At 61.5% G+C, this 16629-nt stretch carries 15 protein-coding genes; 10 read left to right on the top strand and 5 right to left on the bottom strand.

Features of this window, described 5'->3' with window-relative positions; translation table 11 throughout:
* The first annotated feature begins 326 nt into the window (after positions 1 to 326).
* Complete coding sequence (locus GBB14_RS06105) at positions 327 to 2078, top strand: siderophore-interacting protein (protein ID WP_151528949.1); 1752 nt, start codon at positions 327 to 329, stop codon at positions 2076 to 2078.
* Positions 2079 to 2167: 89 nt separating this feature from the next.
* Here the strand turns inward: GBB14_RS06105 and fabG are convergent, their stop codons facing one another.
* Positions 2168 to 2905, bottom strand: coding sequence for a 3-oxoacyl-ACP reductase FabG (fabG, locus tag GBB14_RS06100; protein ID WP_151528948.1), 738 nt, complete (start codon positions 2903 to 2905; stop codon positions 2168 to 2170).
* 435 nt (positions 2906 to 3340) lie between these two features.
* Between fabG and GBB14_RS06095 the strand changes: the two genes are divergently transcribed.
* The 4 genes from GBB14_RS06095 to rplE all read left to right on the top strand — a co-directional run bounded on the left by GBB14_RS06095 (position 3341) and on the right by rplE (position 5546).
* Positions 3341 to 3994 carry a helix-turn-helix domain-containing protein gene (locus GBB14_RS06095; RefSeq protein ID WP_151528947.1) on the top strand — a complete coding sequence of 218 codons (654 nt, stop codon included), beginning with the start codon at positions 3341 to 3343 and terminating at the stop codon, positions 3992 to 3994.
* A 286-nt stretch (positions 3995 to 4280) separates the two neighbouring features.
* Positions 4281 to 4649, top strand: a complete 369-nt coding sequence (gene rplN / locus GBB14_RS06090; RefSeq protein WP_151528946.1) for a 50S ribosomal protein L14 — start codon at positions 4281 to 4283, stop codon at positions 4647 to 4649.
* Positions 4650 to 4653: 4 nt separating this feature from the next.
* Positions 4654 to 4968, top strand: coding sequence for a 50S ribosomal protein L24 (gene rplX, locus GBB14_RS06085; protein ID WP_151528945.1), 315 nt, complete (start codon positions 4654 to 4656; stop codon positions 4966 to 4968).
* A 2-nt stretch (positions 4969 to 4970) separates the two neighbouring features.
* Positions 4971 to 5546, top strand: coding sequence for a 50S ribosomal protein L5 (gene rplE / locus GBB14_RS06080; protein ID WP_151528944.1), 576 nt, complete (start codon positions 4971 to 4973; stop codon positions 5544 to 5546).
* A 135-nt stretch (positions 5547 to 5681) separates the two neighbouring features.
* Here the strand turns inward: rplE and GBB14_RS06075 are convergent, their stop codons facing one another.
* A complete protein-coding gene (locus tag GBB14_RS06075; RefSeq protein WP_151528943.1) occupies positions 5682 to 6410 on the bottom strand; it encodes a hypothetical protein in 729 nt (242 codons plus the stop codon).
* A gap of 141 nt (positions 6411 to 6551) precedes the next feature.
* Between GBB14_RS06075 and pulA the strand changes: the two genes are divergently transcribed.
* From pulA to GBB14_RS06050, 5 genes are all read left to right on the top strand, one after another.
* Positions 6552 to 8504, top strand: coding sequence for a type I pullulanase (gene pulA / locus GBB14_RS06070; RefSeq protein WP_192796139.1), 1953 nt, complete (start codon positions 6552 to 6554; stop codon positions 8502 to 8504).
* A 154-nt stretch (positions 8505 to 8658) separates the two neighbouring features.
* Positions 8659 to 10344: an alkaline phosphatase gene (locus tag GBB14_RS06065; RefSeq protein ID WP_225976658.1), complete on the top strand. Its 1686-nt coding sequence runs from the start codon at positions 8659 to 8661 to the stop codon at positions 10342 to 10344.
* An 81-nt stretch (positions 10345 to 10425) separates the two neighbouring features.
* A complete protein-coding gene (locus GBB14_RS06060) occupies positions 10426 to 11607 on the top strand; it encodes a phosphatase PAP2 family protein (RefSeq protein ID WP_370513217.1) in 1182 nt (393 codons plus the stop codon).
* Between the two features lie 224 nt (positions 11608 to 11831).
* A complete protein-coding gene (locus GBB14_RS06055; RefSeq protein ID WP_151528941.1) occupies positions 11832 to 12584 on the top strand; it encodes a hypothetical protein in 753 nt (250 codons plus the stop codon).
* 9 nt (positions 12585 to 12593) lie between these two features.
* Positions 12594 to 12941 (top strand): DCC1-like thiol-disulfide oxidoreductase family protein, encoded by a 348-nt coding sequence (locus tag GBB14_RS06050; RefSeq protein ID WP_151528940.1) that lies wholly within the window; start codon positions 12594 to 12596, stop codon positions 12939 to 12941.
* A gap of 6 nt (positions 12942 to 12947) precedes the next feature.
* Here the strand turns inward: GBB14_RS06050 and GBB14_RS06045 are convergent, their stop codons facing one another.
* The 3 genes from GBB14_RS06045 to fdhD all read right to left on the bottom strand — a co-directional run bounded on the left by GBB14_RS06045 (position 12948) and on the right by fdhD (position 16616).
* Entirely contained in the window at positions 12948 to 13766 is an 819-nt protein-coding gene (locus GBB14_RS06045) for an SDR family NAD(P)-dependent oxidoreductase (RefSeq protein ID WP_151528939.1), read from the bottom strand.
* A 113-nt stretch (positions 13767 to 13879) separates the two neighbouring features.
* Positions 13880 to 15163, bottom strand: a complete 1284-nt coding sequence (locus GBB14_RS06040; protein ID WP_151528938.1) for a hypothetical protein — start codon at positions 15161 to 15163, stop codon at positions 13880 to 13882.
* Positions 15164 to 15782: 619 nt separating this feature from the next.
* Positions 15783 to 16616: a formate dehydrogenase accessory sulfurtransferase FdhD gene (gene fdhD, locus GBB14_RS06035; RefSeq protein WP_151528937.1), complete on the bottom strand. Its 834-nt coding sequence runs from the start codon at positions 16614 to 16616 to the stop codon at positions 15783 to 15785.
* Positions 16617 to 16629: the final 13 nt, after the last annotated feature.

Genomic DNA, 16629 nt, shown 5'->3' with positions numbered 1-16629 from the left:
GTGCAGCCGGCGTTCGCTGCTCGAGCAGGACGTCATGGTCGAGTGCGCCCCAATGTCCGTCGATCCTGTGCCGTGTCAGGGGAAATTAATGGCCGTCTATTTCTACATGCTTAAAACTCTTAAGGAGTTTCCTGTTCGAAGTCTGAGAGTGGCTCCTAGATGTAGAAAAGGGGTCTGTTCAGTGTCGACAAATGTCGATAGCATGGTGGGGCAGTTGAGTATTTCTCGTGCCCAGTTAGCTGCGGCAGATAATTGGCGAGGCTCTTCGCAGAAATATCCACAGCCATCTATATATAAATGAGAAAGGCAAATGAGAAAGGCATTGTATGGCTCGGACACATAGACAGCAAGATATATTTCCCATTACCCTGCGCGACCTCGAGGTGGTGCAGGTTCGTGATATTACGCCCAATCTCCGGCGCATCACTCTCGCTGGTGAGCAGCTCCAGGCCTTTGCCGGGTATGGCGTAGATAATCCGGAGTTCATCAGTACGGGTTTTGATGATGACGTCCGATTGGTCTTTCCTCACCCTGTCACCGGCGATCGTCCCTATCCGCCGCCGCTGGGTAATGGCGCCCTCGATTGGACGGAAGAAGTAAAGAACCTCTTCCGCACATATACCGTGCGCCGATTCGATAAAGAGGCGGGCACCGTTGATATCGATTTCGCCCGCCACCACGACGGTCTCGCTGAGACATTTAGTGCCAAGGCAACTATTGGCGACAAAGTATATGTGGTGGGTCCGAAGAGAAGTGCCGCGCTGCCGACACACACGGACTGGCTTTTTCTCTGCGGCGATCACACCGCGCTGCCGGCTATCTCTCGCTGCCTCGAAGATCTACCGCAGGGGCATCGCGTGATCGCGGTGATTGAGGTTGCTGAACGTTCGGACATTATGTCGCTTCCGAGCGATGCCGATGCAGACATCCACTGGGCGGTGGTCGCGGAAGGGGAGTCCTTCGCGGAGCGGGCTCTCAGCCTGCGAGATAGCCTGCCTGATGGTGAAGGCTTTGTGTGGGCGGCCGGGGAAGCGGGTGCCCTGAAGCAGATTCGTGCCCTCGCGAAGGAACTCGGCGTGGGGCGAGAGAACACCGAGATTGTCGGCTACTGGCGGGAGCACACATCCACCGTGGCTGAGGACGGCGCTCCGCTCAACACGCTCACGGCTATACGAGAAAAGCTCAGGGGAATGAGCAACATTCTCCCCATCTTTGCAGCGCAGGCCGCACTCCGCTCGGGTGTGGTGGCGCGGCTGTGGGAATTCACAGATGGCGCTACCCCAGCGCAGATCACTGAGTCCGGCTGCGAACTTGATACCCATGCGGCGCAGCGCTTGCTCCGCTATCTGTCCACTACCGGCCTTGTTATTGAGCAGGATGGACGCTTTGCTCTGAGTTCCGAGCTTGCCGAGGTGCTGGACTACGAGACCATGAGCTATCTCCTCGCCACGGACTTTAAGCCTGAGGTTATGGGGCTAGGGGAAGCACTGCGCGGCGGTCAGCCTCGTGGTGCATCTCCCGCAGCCGCTGCCCCTCAGCGTCATCCGTTGGATAGTTCCACCGCGCCGTGGACGGCGCCCGCTGTGGCGGCCGCCATCTCTCCGCAGCGCACGCTCAGTATTGGCGGCCCCGATGCAGAGGTGTACGCCGCCGAGATCGCGAGCCGCAAGGACGCGGCCGTCACGGTCGTTGTAGACGATGAGCGCGAGCTAGACCAGCGCGATCAGGCCGCGCAGGGCGAGCTAGAGCACGCAGGCATCACGCGTGCTGCGACATGGCAGGGGGATAGCGCGATGGTGATTACTCCCTGCGCGCTGGGGCCGATCGAGCAGCTCGGAGAGCTGCTGGAACGCATCGCGGCGGCAGGAATCTCCACGTGTTGGATCGTGGAAGAGCTCATGGTCACGCACAGAATCCATGCGGAAGCGTGCGAAAACGATTTGCAGCGGCTCTGCGCTAGCGGTGGCTGTGTTCCCTCTCAAGAGGAGATCACGGACGTGGTCACAGGCGCGGGGTGGCGAGTCGAAGCGGTACAGCCGGCCGGCTGGGGCATGCAGCTGCTCACCTTGAGCCGTTAAACCGCGGCCCCCACAGCGCCGCGCCTCCTTAGCCCTCAACACACAGCACCGCCCCGCTGGATATTTGACAGCGGGGCGGTGTCGGTGTTTTAGAAATCGGGTGATTCAGGCAGGATCTGGCCGCCATCGACCACAATGCCCTGACCGGTGATATAGCGGGCGGCATCGCTGGCGAGGAAGGCGACGGCGTGGCCGATGTCTTCGGGGGTGCCGAGGAATCCCAGCGGCACGGTGGCTTCCATGTCCGCGATGTATTTCTCGCCTATCTCCTTCAGGCTCGGGGTGAGAATATTGCCGGGAAGCACGGCGTTGACGGTGATGGACTGCGGTGCCAGCTCGATGGCGGCACTACGCACAAAGCCCATCTGGGCGGCCTTGGTGGCGCCATAGTGGGACCACAGCGGATAGCCGGTGTAGTTACCCGTGATCGAGGAGGTAATCACCACGCGCCCCGCACCGGAGGCCGCGAGCAGCGGGGTAGCGGCCTGCACCATGTGGATGGTGCCCTTGACGTTGACGTCGAAGATGAGGTCAATGTCCTCATCGCTCATCTCCGCAATGGAGGATTGCGGATAGATGCCGGCGTTGCTGGCCAGGATGTCCAGGCTGTCGAAGCTCTCGAGGAGCTGGGTGCAGGCCTCGGCGTCGCGTACATCGAGGACATGTGCCTCAAACTCGGAAGCGGCGCACTCCTCCTCGGTCAGGCCGGTGACGATTACGTGTGCGCCTTGGGAGGCGAGAGCGCGGGCGATTCCCGCCCCAATGCCGAGGGTGCCGCCACTAACGAGTGCAGTCTTGCCATTCAAGGTATTCGGTGAAGTACTCATGTTTCTTTAGTGTAAGTATTTTCGTTAAGAATGGAACCCCCTCCTGAGCTGGCCCGCATGCGCGGGCGGGACGCGCTTATCGGCGCCACCTTGGAGCTAGGGGCGCATCTGAGAGGGGGTGCGGGCCGCTCGGTGGAGTTACACAACACGAGCCCCTGTAATACGAAACGGGGCCAGAATGTACACCCCTTCGCGATTTATAATATGCATTATACTGAATATTAGTGAGAAGTTTTGTGGTCCCTATTGGGAATGGGGTGCTCTAATCTGCGCTATTGTTGTTTCCTGGAGCAAGAGTTCCACGCTGGCAGGCTATACGCAGGAAAAATGCTGCATGTTCAACAATCTGACCTGTGCGGTGCGGCTAGCCTTACAGTTTCTGGTGACGCGTTGTGACGTGTCCCGTGAGTGCGTAGAGAAGAAAGGCGACGTTTTATGCCGACAGGGACTGGCGATATTGACGCTGCAATTTTGGATGCTGCGCGCCAGAGTGTGCTCGAGGAGGGCCTCGAACGCACCACAATGTCTGGTGTGGCGCGCCGGGCTGGCATTTCTCGGCCCACGCTCTATGCCCGATATAAGGCCCTGTCTGATCTGACCACCACGCTGCTCACCGAGGAGCTCTTGAGTGTGGTCTCCGCACTCAATCCGGCCCCAGAGACCGTGGAGGATCTCATCGCCGCGCTGGTGGCCTCCGCTGAGCAGGCCGCCGCTAGCGAGCTTTTAGAAGCGGTGCTGCGAGCGGATTACTCCCACGCCTATACCTTCACTATTGAGCGCCTTGGCAGTGGCCAGCTGCGCATCATCGCCCTGCTGGAGAAGATCATCCAACGCATCCAAACCGCCGATGAAGTCCGCCTCGGAATCGGTGGGCGCGGCGCCGCCTCCGATGTGCCGTGTATCTCTGCCCGTGACCCGCGGGTATTGGCGCTGGTGAGCTACGGCATGGTGCGCCATATTGCCGTCACCTCCACGCTCGCCGATAACGCCCTCGAGGGGCTATCGACCTGGCAGGAGGAGCTGGCCCGCAGTCTGCGCGGCTACTTGGTCGATCCCGAGCCGCAGCATCAGCGGGCTCGCCGCGCTTAACCCGCCCTGCGGTGTAAGCCCCGCGGGCGCGGGTGGGGTGGCTGCGAGTGGGCGTCGACAAGCATCTGCGTGTGGCGAGAAAAATTTGGTGCACACGGTGGGCATGTGGTTGAATATCTGGGTTGCAACCGTCACGCGACGGCATACATTCGGTGCGTTCCGAGCCGAATGGTCGTTCCCCGCTCATTAGGGCGGGTAGTAGTGGTTGTGCGCAGAAAGACATAGACCGTGCGTGTACAGGACGGAAATCTGACACGCGTTATATCCAGGTCAGGAGAGACCCACTGTGATTCAACAAGAATCGCGTCTGAAGGTCGCCGACAACTCTGGTGCACGAGAGATTCTCTGCATCCGTGTGCTCGGCGGTTCCACCCGACGCTTCGCAGGAATTGGCGACGTCATTGTCGCCACCGTCAAGGAAGCTGCTCCGAATGGCAACGTGAAGTCTGGCGAGATCGTCAAGGCTGTCATCGTTCGCGCCAAGAAGGAGACCCGTCGCCCGGACGGCTCGTACATCAAGTTCGATGAGAACGCTGCAGTGATCATCAAGAACGACAATGAGCCCCGCGGTACCCGCATTTTCGGCCCCGTTGCTCGTGAGCTGCGCGACAAGAAGTTCATGAAGATTGTTTCTCTCGCTCCGGAGGTGATCTAAGACTATGAAGATCCACAAGGGCGATAACGTCATCGTGATCTCTGGTCCGGATAAGGGCGCTAAGGGCAAGGTCATCCAAGCTTTCCCGAAGCGGAACAAGGTCCTCGTCGAGGGCGTCAACCGCATCAAGAAGCACGTCGTCAACTCCGCACCTGAAGCTGGTGCTGAGTCCGGCGGAATTGTCACCCAGGAGGCTCCCATCCACGTGTCCAACGTGATGGTGCTCGACTCCGATGGCAACCCGACCCGCGTTGGCTACCGCTTCGACGAGAACGGCAAGAAGGTTCGTATCTCCAAGCGCAACGGGAAGGACATCTAACAATGGAGAACTACACCCCGCGTCTGAAGACCCGTTACCGCGAGGACATCAAGCAGAAGCTGGCTGAGGAGTTCAACCACTCCAACGTCATGGAGATCCCCGGCCTGACCAAGATCGTGGTCAACATGGGTGTGGGCGACGCCGCCCGCGACTCCAAGATGATCAACGGTGCTCTCGAGGACCTCACCGCTATCACCGGCCAGAAGCCGCAGATCCGTCGCGCCAAGAAGTCCATCGCGAACTTCAAGCTGCGTGAGGGCATGCCCATCGGCGCCCGCGTCACCCTGCGTGGCGACCGCATGTGGGAGTTCCTGGATCGTCTGCTGACCGTGGCTCTGCCGCGTATTCGTGACTTCCGTGGTCTGTCTGATCAGCAGTTCGATGGTCATGGCAACTACACCTTCGGTCTCACTGAGCAGTCCATGTTCTACGAGATCGACGTGGACAAGATTGACCGTCCGCGTGGTATGGACATCACCGTGGTCACCACCGCCACCAACAACGAGGAAGGCCGCGCCCTGCTGCGCCACCTGGGCTTCCCGTTCAAGGATAAGGATGGCAAGATGCAGCGCCCCTAAGGCGTTCATCGCTCGGCGCCGGCTAGTGAGTAGTCACTAGGCAGCGCTGGGCATCTGTCTCAAGACTAGATAACCCGCCCCTTCTTTCCGGATCTGTTCCGGGGAAGAGGCGGGTTTTGTCTATGTCTATCTTCGTTATGGCTGTGGCTGGGGGCGGGTGTTAAAGACCAGCGCCATGGCGATAAGAGAGACGGGGAGGGCCAGGATGGGCCAGATATAGATCGCGCCCACCACGTTTTTGCTGATGATAAGCAGTGCGCCGATGTGGGTGCTGATGGTGCCGAGCGCGGCGATGCTCAGTGCCAGGCGCTGGGTGAAGTTCCAGCGGTAGTAGCACACTGCAGCCACGAATCCGGCCCCGAGAACGAGCAGCAGGATTGTGGTGGGAAGGGTGAATGCGAGCATGCCCAAGGCAGCGAGCGCGACGTAGCCCATCATGAGGAAATAGACGATGGGTGGCGCAGGCGTGGGGGAAGGGTGCAGCAGTCCGCCGCGGGGAGCTCGCCGTCCTATGCTGCGGGTGGCTCCTGGGCCCCAGAGCTCCGCCCAGGTGCCGAGCAGCGAGCCGCCGCAGGCCAGGGCGGCTACCAGTATGCCTATCCAGACGTCATAGATGCGTTCGGTGGCCACGATGGTGATGCCCGCTGCGACAAAGAGCGAGAAACGGGCGAGCGGCGGGAAGGTGGGGACCAGCGCGGCGTGAATAACCATCGCGAGCCCGCAGAGCACACAGAGCACCGCCGAGCCATCCGAGTAGCCCTCCTTGAGGGCCATAATCGCTAAAAAGAGCACACCGGCAGTGATGCTCAGGGCTCCCGTGGACAGCCCGATGGTGGGAATATTTTTGGTCGTTTGATGCTTCATACCTTCAGCTTAACGATCCATCGGCAACTGGGGTGCGATGATTAATCGCTATCGATCCGGCGGTAGCATACACACTGTGCCTACGTGCGCGGGGGAAGCTCGCGTCGTGCAGCGATGCAAGGAAGGGGGGCCACCGCCACCGTGTCCGACGAGGATCTGCTCGCCCGCTCACTCGCCCACCTTGGCGCGCACTCACAGCGCTATCCCTATTACTCCGGTCCCTTGGGGCTGGTGTGTGACCGGCATGATCCGCACGCGGGGGCGGATTTTTATCTCTGGGCACCGACCGCATGTTCGGTGAGTCTGCATCTGGCACCGCCGGAGCAGCCGCTCGGCAGCCCGGCGGCGAGTGCGTCTTCGGCCGAGCCGGCAGTCTATGCCCTGAAGCGCGGTGCGCACGGTAGCTGGCACTGCCGGGTAGATAGCGATGTGTGGGGCTGGGACTACCACTATGCGCTGGAGTTCGCCGATTACAGCACCACCGCGGTGGACCCTTATGCCACCGCGGTCACGGCCAATGGGGTGCGCGGCGTCGTGCTGGATCCGGCTCATCTGCTGCCCGCGGTGCAGCGGGCTCCCTCCTTCGGGGCGCTCGAGGATGCGGTGATCTACGAAGCACATATTCGGGATCTCACGATCGGCGAGGATAACGGCATCACCCACAAGGGCAAGTTCCTGGGCCTGACAGAGGAAAGCACCCGCACCGCGGCTGGTTATCCTTCGGGCCTAGATTATCTCTGCTCGCTCGGGGTGACGCACATTCAGTTCCTGCCGGTGAGCGAATTCGCTACCGTCGATGAAACTGCGGACCTCGGTTTCGATGCCCAATACAACTGGGGCTATGACCCGGCGCACTATAACGTCCCTGAAGGCAGTTATTCCACCGACCCTACTGACCCTGCGGCTAGAATTACCGAGTTCCGTGCACTCGTGGACGCACTGCATGCCCGTGGCCTGCGGGTAGTGATGGATGTGGTGTACAACCACGTCTACGATGCGACGCAGCATCCTTTACAGCGCACGGTTCCCGGCTACTTCTTCCGCACGGACGCTAATGGCCAGCTCTGCGATGGTTCCTTCTGCGGCAATGAGACGGCCTCGGAGCGATCCATGATGCGCCGCTATATTGTGGATTCCTTGTGTTATTGGGCCAGCACCTATGGCGTCGACGGTTTCCGGCTGGATCTCATGGGGTTGCACGACGTCGCCACCATCAGGGCGGTGCGCGCCGCACTGGATGCGATCGACCCCGGCATCGTGCTGCTGGGGGAAGGCTGGGAGATGGGCAATCATCCGCCCGAGTCGCTCGGCGCGAATCAAAGTAACGCGCGCCTGCTGCCGCGGGTGGCGATGTTCAATGACACCTTCCGCGATGTGATCAAAGGCGGGGTGTTTCACGCCGACTCTCGTGGATTCATCTCCGGTGGCGGCGGGGGACAGACGCTTATCGACGCCCACCTAGGTGCCCCCACCACCCGCACCTATCTCAGCGCGGCCCAATCGGTGGTGTACAACGAGGCGCACGACAACCTCACCATGTATGACAAACTTCTGGCCACCGGGGTCAGTGATCCGGTCCGGCGGCATGCCCTCGCCACCGAGATTCAGCTGCTCTCCCGCGGGGTGATGTTCCTGCACGCCGGGCAGGAATTCTGCCGCACTAAGCACGGGGTGGAGAACTCCTATAAGTCCCCGGATACGATCAACGTCTTCGACTATGACCGCGCCGCTGGCTTCCCGAATATGGGGCATGTCGTGCGGGATATGCTGCGATTGCGGCGGGAGCACTCCTGGCTACGAGAAAGCGACTATGCCCAGATCGCGGCCCGCACAACGGTGCTGCACTGCGGCGAGGAGCGTCTGGCCTATGTGGTTCGCGGCGCCTTCGGCGAGCACGCCGCCCTGGTGCTCATCAACGGCTCCGAGGAGGCGTGGGTCCCCGCGGCGGAATGGGGCTTAGGGGAGGTGGTGGCGCTGCATCTGCATGACCACAGCGTGCGGCGCCAGCCGGTGCAAGCGGATTCGGTAGCTGCGTTGAGTATTCCGCGTCTAAGTGTGACACTTGCGGAGCTGACAGAGCTAACTGTAATGTAGCCGCTGGGGCGCTGGTGTTATTGGAACGGGGCCACGTTGTGGCGTGGCTAGTGGGTTACGAAGCAGTAACATCGCGTGGAACTTTGGCCGAACATCGGCCAATATGGTCAATAAACTGGCTGTGGGGGATGTAGATACTGTTAGCCTCAAAAGGGTGAAACGTCGAAATTTTCTTGCACTGACATCCGCCACGGGACTTGCCGCCGTGGCGCCCATTCGTCTCGCCAAAGCTAACGAAACTGCCCCAGCTGAGGGTTACTTCCAGCATTCGGTGGCCTCGGGTGATCCGCTGCCCCATGCGGTGATTATCTGGACGCGGATTACCCCCACTGCCGAAGCCCTCCCCGGCTCCGGGGTGGGGCCCGCGGCGGAGGTGGCTTGGGAGGTGGCTTCCGATGAGACCTTTGAGCACATTGTGTCCAAGGGGGTAGCCCATACCAGCGCCGAGCGCGACCACACGGTAAAGGTTGACGTCATCGGCTTGCAACCGGCCACCGAATACTACTATCGCTTCGTTTATCGCGACGAGTCCTCCCGCATCGGCCGTACCCGAACCGCCCCTGCCGCAGGAGCGATGGATCCCGTGCGCTTCGCCGTGTGTTCCTGCGCCAACTATGAGGCGGGGTTTTTTCGCGGCTACCGGCATATAGCTGATCGCAATGATCTCGAATTTGTTCTACATTTAGGAGATTACACCTACGAGTATGAAACTGGTGGCTACACTGGCGCCTTCGACACTTTAGTGCGCCCCGTACAGCCCCCGCATCGCACCACCAGCCTACAAGACTTCCGTATACGGCAAGGGCACTACAAAAAGGATCCAGATCTCGCGGACCTGCACGCACGGTTGCCCATGATCTGTATCTGGGACGATCACGAATTCTCAGATAACGCCTATAAGGATGGTCAAGGCGGCGGTGCGCCCGAGTTCGGCGAAGACTATCAACAACTGCGTCGCAATGGAATGCAGGCCTACTTTGAGTGGATGCCGGTCCGCCTCCAAGAAGGACGTGAAACGATCTATCGTAGCTTCTCCTACGGTGGGCTTTTTGATCTCATTGTCCCAGATCTACGTACTTTCCGGGATGCCGCACTCGTGCATTATGGTGGCAATTGGGAGCGTAATGATCTTCTTTTTTGGGCTCACGCCAATGAGTCAGAGCGTTCCATGCTCGGGCGCGAGCAATTTGAGTGGTTTATTGAACAGTTGGGCAATTCCACTGCTCGATGGCAGGTGGTGGGCAATGAAGTCATGATTGCGCCGATGACCCTGCCTGCTGGTCTTGACCCACATCTTCGTTCTTTCCTACAAAAACAGGTGGGCCTGCCGGAAGAGGGCGTGGCAATCAATACAGATCAGTGGGATGGTTTCATGGCAGAGCGGCAGCGGATCGTCGATAGCATTGTCGGCACCGGAGGCCGTAATGTCCTCTTTCTCACCGGAGACATACACAGTAGCTGGGCTAACGATGTGCCCCTGCACCCGCAGGGATACCGAGATGGGGATCGGCGGGTGGCTGCCACTGAATTTGTGACCACCTCCATCAGTGCAGCAGGCGCCTATGATGCAGTGACTCAGAAGATTCCACAGCATCAAGTTGTGATGAATATGATGCGAGCGTGCGAAGGCACACTCACCGCCGTCAATCCTTGGTTCAAGCACATAGACTTCTCGCGGCACGGCTACATGGCCGTGGAGATAACTCCCGACTACGCCCATGCCGACTGGATTTTGGGCGACAGTGTACTCGAACCCACCGCGCCGCTCTGGGTAGAAATGAGTTATCGCACCTATGCAGGCAACCCTGGTGCTCAGCCCTATCCTCACGCCCTCGCCTAGATAAAAGGCGCCCATTCACACATCCGCGCCGCCGCATTCGCGGCACGGCCGCACTGAAATGTTGAAGGAGAAAACATACTCATGGTGAATCCTCATCGAGGTCGTGTCATCAGGCTGACCGCCGCTTTCGGAAGTGTCATGATGATTGCCGCCCCGCTCGCTCAGGCGGAGGTAGCTGAGCCGAGCCCGCAGCCCTTCGCGGCCAGCGACTACGTGGGCTATATCTCCGATATCAGCTCCTATCCCGGTGGGGTGTACCTGCAGCCGGTTGCGGGATTCTGGGATCTCGAGCGTAACCACCCCGAGGTGATGCAGGACAACCTCGCGCGCACCATCGCTATCAATAACGCCGCCGCCGATAACCCCGAACTCATCGCCGCCGCCCAAGAAGGGGCGCTCGCCGATAAAAGGGGGCTGCTGCCGGTGGTCACGGATGCTCTCGGGCCGACGCTCGCCCAGCATGTGCGCGAGGCACTAGCGGCGGGACGGCTACCTAAAACGGAGATGCTCCTCGGGCGCGGCTGGCTGGCACGTGCCGGCGGCCCCGCCAGCTCCACCTTCGCCGAGAAGGCAGCCTTCGGCTATGACCGGCCCTTTAAGGTGGCTCCCGAGCGGATCAACCGCTACAACCCCGAGGGCGAGAACCTCTATAAGGACAGTAAATCCTTCCCCTCGGGACACACCAACCAAGCCACGTGGACCACCACCTTGCTGGCCTATATGCTGCCGGAATTCGCCCCGCAGCTCATCGCCCGCGGTGCCGAATCCGGCTATCACCGCGTGGTGCTCGGGGTGCACTATCCCCTTGACGTGATCGGCGGGCGCATCACCGGCACGGCTGCGGCCGCGGACCGGCTCAATGATCCACGTATGCGCGAGGTCCTCGATGCGGCCGCCGCAGAATTGCGGGCGGAGCTAGAATGGCGCTGCCAGTCCAGCCTCTCCGCGTGCGCTGCAGGCATCGCCCCCAGCGCTGCGGTGGTGGATACCTATACTGAGCGCCTCGACTATGGTTTCGCACCCGTTTACACCACCGCGGCACCGATGATCGTTCCTGAGGCTGCACCGGTATTGCTGAGCTCGATATTTCCCGAACTCACCTGGCAGCAGCGCGCCGAGGTGCTGCGCCAGACTGCCGCTCCCGCTGGTGCCCCACTGGACGATCAATCCGCCGCTGGGTCCTGGCAGCGCCTGAATCTTGCGCGTGCCGCCGCCGCGTCAGTGCACGTCAATGACGACGGCTCGGTGAGCGTCGAGGGATAGCCCGCTCCGGTGAGGCGAAGGGTGCACCCATCATTTCTCTAGCGGATAGCAGAAAACACCTAGGGCAGGTGACACCTAGGGATACTCTCGCTTGCTGTCCGCTGAGGCGAAACGGCCCGCCCCGGAACGACTCCGTATCGCGCCGGGGCTATGCTCGTGTCCAGACCAGCGGTGCCGTCTCGGGGTAGTGAGCTCCGACGCCGCAGGGAGCGAAAGGAGGGGCCGTGGACCGTGATCCCACGCGTATCCCGATCATCCTCGAGGAGCTGCGCCGTACCTGGGAGGCCCAGCCGGAAATGCCTTTCGCCCACCTTCTACTGGGGCTGAGCACCCATGGTGTCAGCGCTACGAGTACGGATGAGGAGGTGGTGCAGGCGCTGCAGGCTGTGCGCGGCCAGCGCCTGCCCGCGCTGCCCTCGAAACTATCGGAGACCGATCGCTTTGTGCTGCGCTTCGCGGACCACCCGCGGCTGCTTAGCCTGCGTGGCAACACGGTAGTCAGCTGGCAACGGCAGAGCTCCGAGCGCGCTTCTCGACGCTCCGCTGCCGGCTCGGGACACGCAGACACCACCCCGCGCACCCCGCTGCGGCCATCGGTGTGGACTCTCTCCGAGGTGCGCCGCGCCGAGGTGTCCATGCCACTCGTGCTGCTCGACACCGAGGGCATGAGCCACCGCTTGGGCGTGATTGAGCGTATTGAGCGCCTCGCAGACGTCGAGCGCAGCCCTGAGGGCCTGCACCGCAGTGAGCGCGGTGCAGGCTATTGGTGTATCGATGTGGAAGACGATGTGCGGCTGCAGCTAGGCCGCGAGCTAGTGGAGTTTCGCCGCGGGCGGCGCACGAGCTCGACGCGCAGCTATCGCTGGGAGCAGGTGCTCGAGTGCAGCCTCGGTGCCCCGTTGCGGGTGCGCACCGCGGGCGGGGAAATACGTCAGTTCGGTGCTGTCGTCACGTGGGTGCAAATAAAGGATCAGTAGGAGACAAAAATGCGAGCACAACCGGTTTTTTATTATGACGGCGACTGCGGTTTTTGCCAGGCCTGCGCGCTCAAGCTCGCCCAGCTTGCCCCGCGGGTGGCCGTGGAGCCGGCCAGCCCCAGCGACGAGGGCTTGGCACGGGTCGTGCGCGCGGAAATCACCGACCACGCCCTCTACACCACCGGCTTGCGGCTCTACCGCGGCAATACTGCCATCGGCATGGCCCTGCGCCAGCACGGGCGCAGCCTCGGTATCCGCACTCTCGGCCTTGCATGTCTCCTGCCTGGTGCGGGGATCGTGTATCGCTGGGTGGCGCGCAACCGCCGCCGCATCTCGCGACTGCTGCGCCTGCGCTAAAAAGCGCTAGTCCAGCCCGACCTTCTTGGCGGAATCCTCCCACAGCTGGGCGGCGGTCCGGCTATCCCGGCCCTTCGGCGGCAGCGGGAAGCGACGATTGCGCACATAGTAGCCACCAGGCTCTACGCCCTCGCCGAAGGGCGTCTCTGCGAGATACACCATGCGCGTGGCCGAGGTCTCCGGGGTATCCATCACCTTTGGTGCTAAGCGACTGTTATAGAACGCCCCCATGAGATGGCTGGCGTCGCGGGCAAAGGAGGTAGACACCACGCCGGGGTGGAGCGACAGCCCCGTGATGCCGCGATCGCCCCAGCGGTTGTTGATCTCGGCGCAGAACAAGGTGGTGGCCAGCTTGGAATCTGGATAGGCCTTGCGCCACGAGTAGTCCTCTGTGTGCATGAGGTTAGAGAAATCCACTTTTCCAACGAGCGCCGCGATAGAGGAGGTGCCCACCACCCGTCCTTCTCCTTCCGTGAGCTGCGGCACCAAGAGATTTGTGAGCAGGAAGGGGGCGAGGTGATTGAGCTGATAGGTGCGCTCATAGCCATCGGCGCTGAGCCCATAGTGCTGGAACATGCCACCCGCATTGTTCATGAGCACATCGATGCTGTCCCAATGACCGGCAATATCCGCGGCGAGGCGGCGCACTTGGTCGAACTCAAGATAATCCGCCAAAAAGTAGGTGCAGTCCAGCTGGGTGGCCAGCCGGATTGTTTTCTCCTCGTTGCGGCCCACGATCAGCACCCGGTGGCCACGCTCCACAAGCTGACGAGCGGTCGCCGCCCCCACCCCATCACTGGCACCGGTAATCACGATATTTTTCATGTCCTCTAGCCTAGTGCGGCGCTCCAGCGAGGGGTGCTGCTCGGCAGCGCGCGACAGCGGCTGCGGGATGGCGTCGATAAGCGAAAAACTCCCCGCCGAGGCGGGGAGAGTGGCTATGAGGAGGGCGTAGTCGGGGTAGTGGAGGCGATAATCTGCTCCGCCTCATCCGAATCGGAATCGATGTCCACCTCGGTGAGGATCTCGGAGATGAACTCCTTTTCCGGAATATTGGAGTTATAGGCGATCGAACGCAGCTCCCGAGCCTCGGTGCGGGTGAGCTTCTCATCGGGGGTGACCCGCTTGCCCAGCAGCTCGCGGGCGCGGCGGCGCAGCTCCGTCTCCGACTCGAGGTCACCGCGGTGCTTCCACCAGGCCCAGCCGATGATGATCATGATGAGGATGCCCATATAACCCAGAATCGGGTAAATCCAGCCGATCAGATTGGAGAAGCCGATGAAGCTGAGCACGAAACCGATGAGCACGGCAATGCAATAGGCCTTATAGAAGTTCTGCGGCTTGTTCTTGGTCACGCGCTTAGCGAAGGCGTAGAACATACTGATCGCCGTGTTGTAGATCATGCCGTAGATGGCGAAGGTCATGATGAAGCCCAGCGTCGGGTGAATGTCATTGATCATCGCCAGGGTAGGCATGTCCGTTTCCATGACGGTGTCCACGGACATGTACATCGAACCCACCAGCACCGCCAGCAGGAAGAGGAACACGAAACCGCCCACGATGCCGCCGATACCCACCTCGCGGGAATCGAGGAAGTTACCGCCGATCACGATGGCCATCGACACCACCACGATCACCTGCAGGCCGAGGTTATTGAGTGCGGAAATCCACCAATTGGGCAGCGTGGTGGGGATCTGGGTGGCCTGCTCGTGCAGGGTCGAGAAGTCCGGGTTGGAGTGGACAATCGTCCACAGGGTGGCGGTACTGATCAACACGATGATGAAGGGGGTGATGGCGCCGATGACAATGGTCACCTTATCCACGTCCAATAATCCTGTGAGCAGCACCAGAATGAGCATCGATATCGCGCCCACCCACACCGGCCAGCCGAATTGCTGTTCGAGATTCGCGCCGGCGCCAGCGAACATGGCGAAGCCGATACAAAACAGGGTGATCATGGTGGCACCATCCAAGATCTTGGAGGTGACCGGGCCGGAGATCGCGTCGAAGACGTTGGTGTGCTCCTTCGCGCGGTGATAACTGCCCAGCTGCAAAATGGTGACACCGGCAATCATCATCGCCAAGGAAGCCAGGACAGCCCCCAAGATGCCCCAGTTACCGAAGGCCACATAGTATTGCAGCGCCTCGCGGCCCGAGGCGAAACTGGCTCCCACCAGCACGCCAATGAAGGCCATGGCGATTTCAAGTGAGCGGCGAATCATCGTTTCTTCTCCTTTATTCAATAATGAAGCACTATCGGGCAGTGTCGTCCAGCCGCGCGGCACTGCTGCGGCGCGGGTGGCCCGCCGCGGTGGCGGGGCGAGAACGTGTGCCTTCCCATTCATCTCACGCTGTGGCCGGACGGGCGTGCTGCTTCCTGCCCGTGCGCGGCGCGGGGCCCGCTGGTGTGCACAGGCCCTGCGGTGCCGTGAGGCTCTGCGGTGGCTGCCGCCTCGTGGACGCGATGCCTAGCTGGCGCAACGACACGATCGCGTTGCCGGCAGCGCCGAGGCGCTGCGTACTGCGCCCTAGCGATCCGGGAAGGACCGAAAACACAAGCAGGGCGGACGCAGAGAGCCGCGGGCAGCGTCCTTGTGGGTGGCACCGTGCTGGGTGGGGCGGGCCGCTCGCGGCGGGCGCCTTGCAGCAGCGTACAGCCTTATACACAGATCCCATACGGCCGTCGCTCGGTGCCAGCGTCCATGACATAGAGTAGTGCCCCGCGCCCAGCGGCGAGGGCAGCGGGGGTAGGGGTGTGCGGGATGAATCGCGGCGGCAGGGGAGTGATCAGGAGCTGATGTGCCCGCCCTGCGGCGCGCGGAGCGAGAGCAGAGCCAGCAGCTAGCTCTCCGTGTTCACCGCGGCCAGCTCGCCGGAGTAGAGGTTGAAGCGATCGCCTCGGTCAAACCCCACGAGCAGCAGCCCGGTGGCGCGGGCGAGGTCCACCGCCAGGCTGGTGGCGGCCGATACCGCGACCAGTCCCGAGCACCCGGCCAGCACGGTTTTTTGTACCAGCTCGAAGGAGGCGCGCGAACTCATCACCATGATGTGCCCGGCGAGGGGAAACTCCATGCCCGCCATTAGTGCCGCCCCGATTACCTTGTCGCAGGCATTGTGCCGGCCTACATCCTCGCGGATAAACAGCGGCGTGCCATCGGGGGCGAAGAGCCCAGCGGCGTGAATGCCCCCGGTTTTCTCAAAGGCTTTTTGCTCGGTGCGCAGCGCCTCCGGCAGCGCGGCGATGAGCCGTGGGTCTGGGGCGATGGGGGTGATGGGATAGCGGGCGGCGCGGGTGATCTCCTGAATGGAGTTGGTGCCGCACACCCCGCAGGCGCTGGTCATGGTGCCCAGTCGAGGCCGCAGCGGCAGCACGCTGGTCAAGGAGCACTCCAGCACGTTATAGGTGTTGGCGCCGTCTTCTCCGGTGGCCCCAGCGCAGTAGCGGGCTTCCTTCACATCCTCCGCGCTGCTAATGAGCCCTTCGCTGTAGAGGAAGCCGTGCATCCACTCGATATCGTTGCCGGCGGTACGCATGGTGGTGGTGTAGGTGGTCCCTCCGACGCGCAGCTCGAGGGGTTCTTCTACCGCCACCGCATCGCTGCGCTCGTTCATAAATATCTCATCCTCGCGCAGCACCACCCGAGTGATGCGGGGATTATCAATGATTCTGCCCACAGCTGTGCTTTCC

Source organism: Corynebacterium sp. 51B (genome assembly GCF_008930785.1).
GTDB lineage: Bacteria > Actinomycetota > Actinomycetes > Mycobacteriales > Mycobacteriaceae > Corynebacterium > Corynebacterium megadyptis.
The sequence above is the reverse complement of the archived record's forward strand: the minus strand, read 5'-3'. Positions and strand labels throughout refer to the sequence as shown.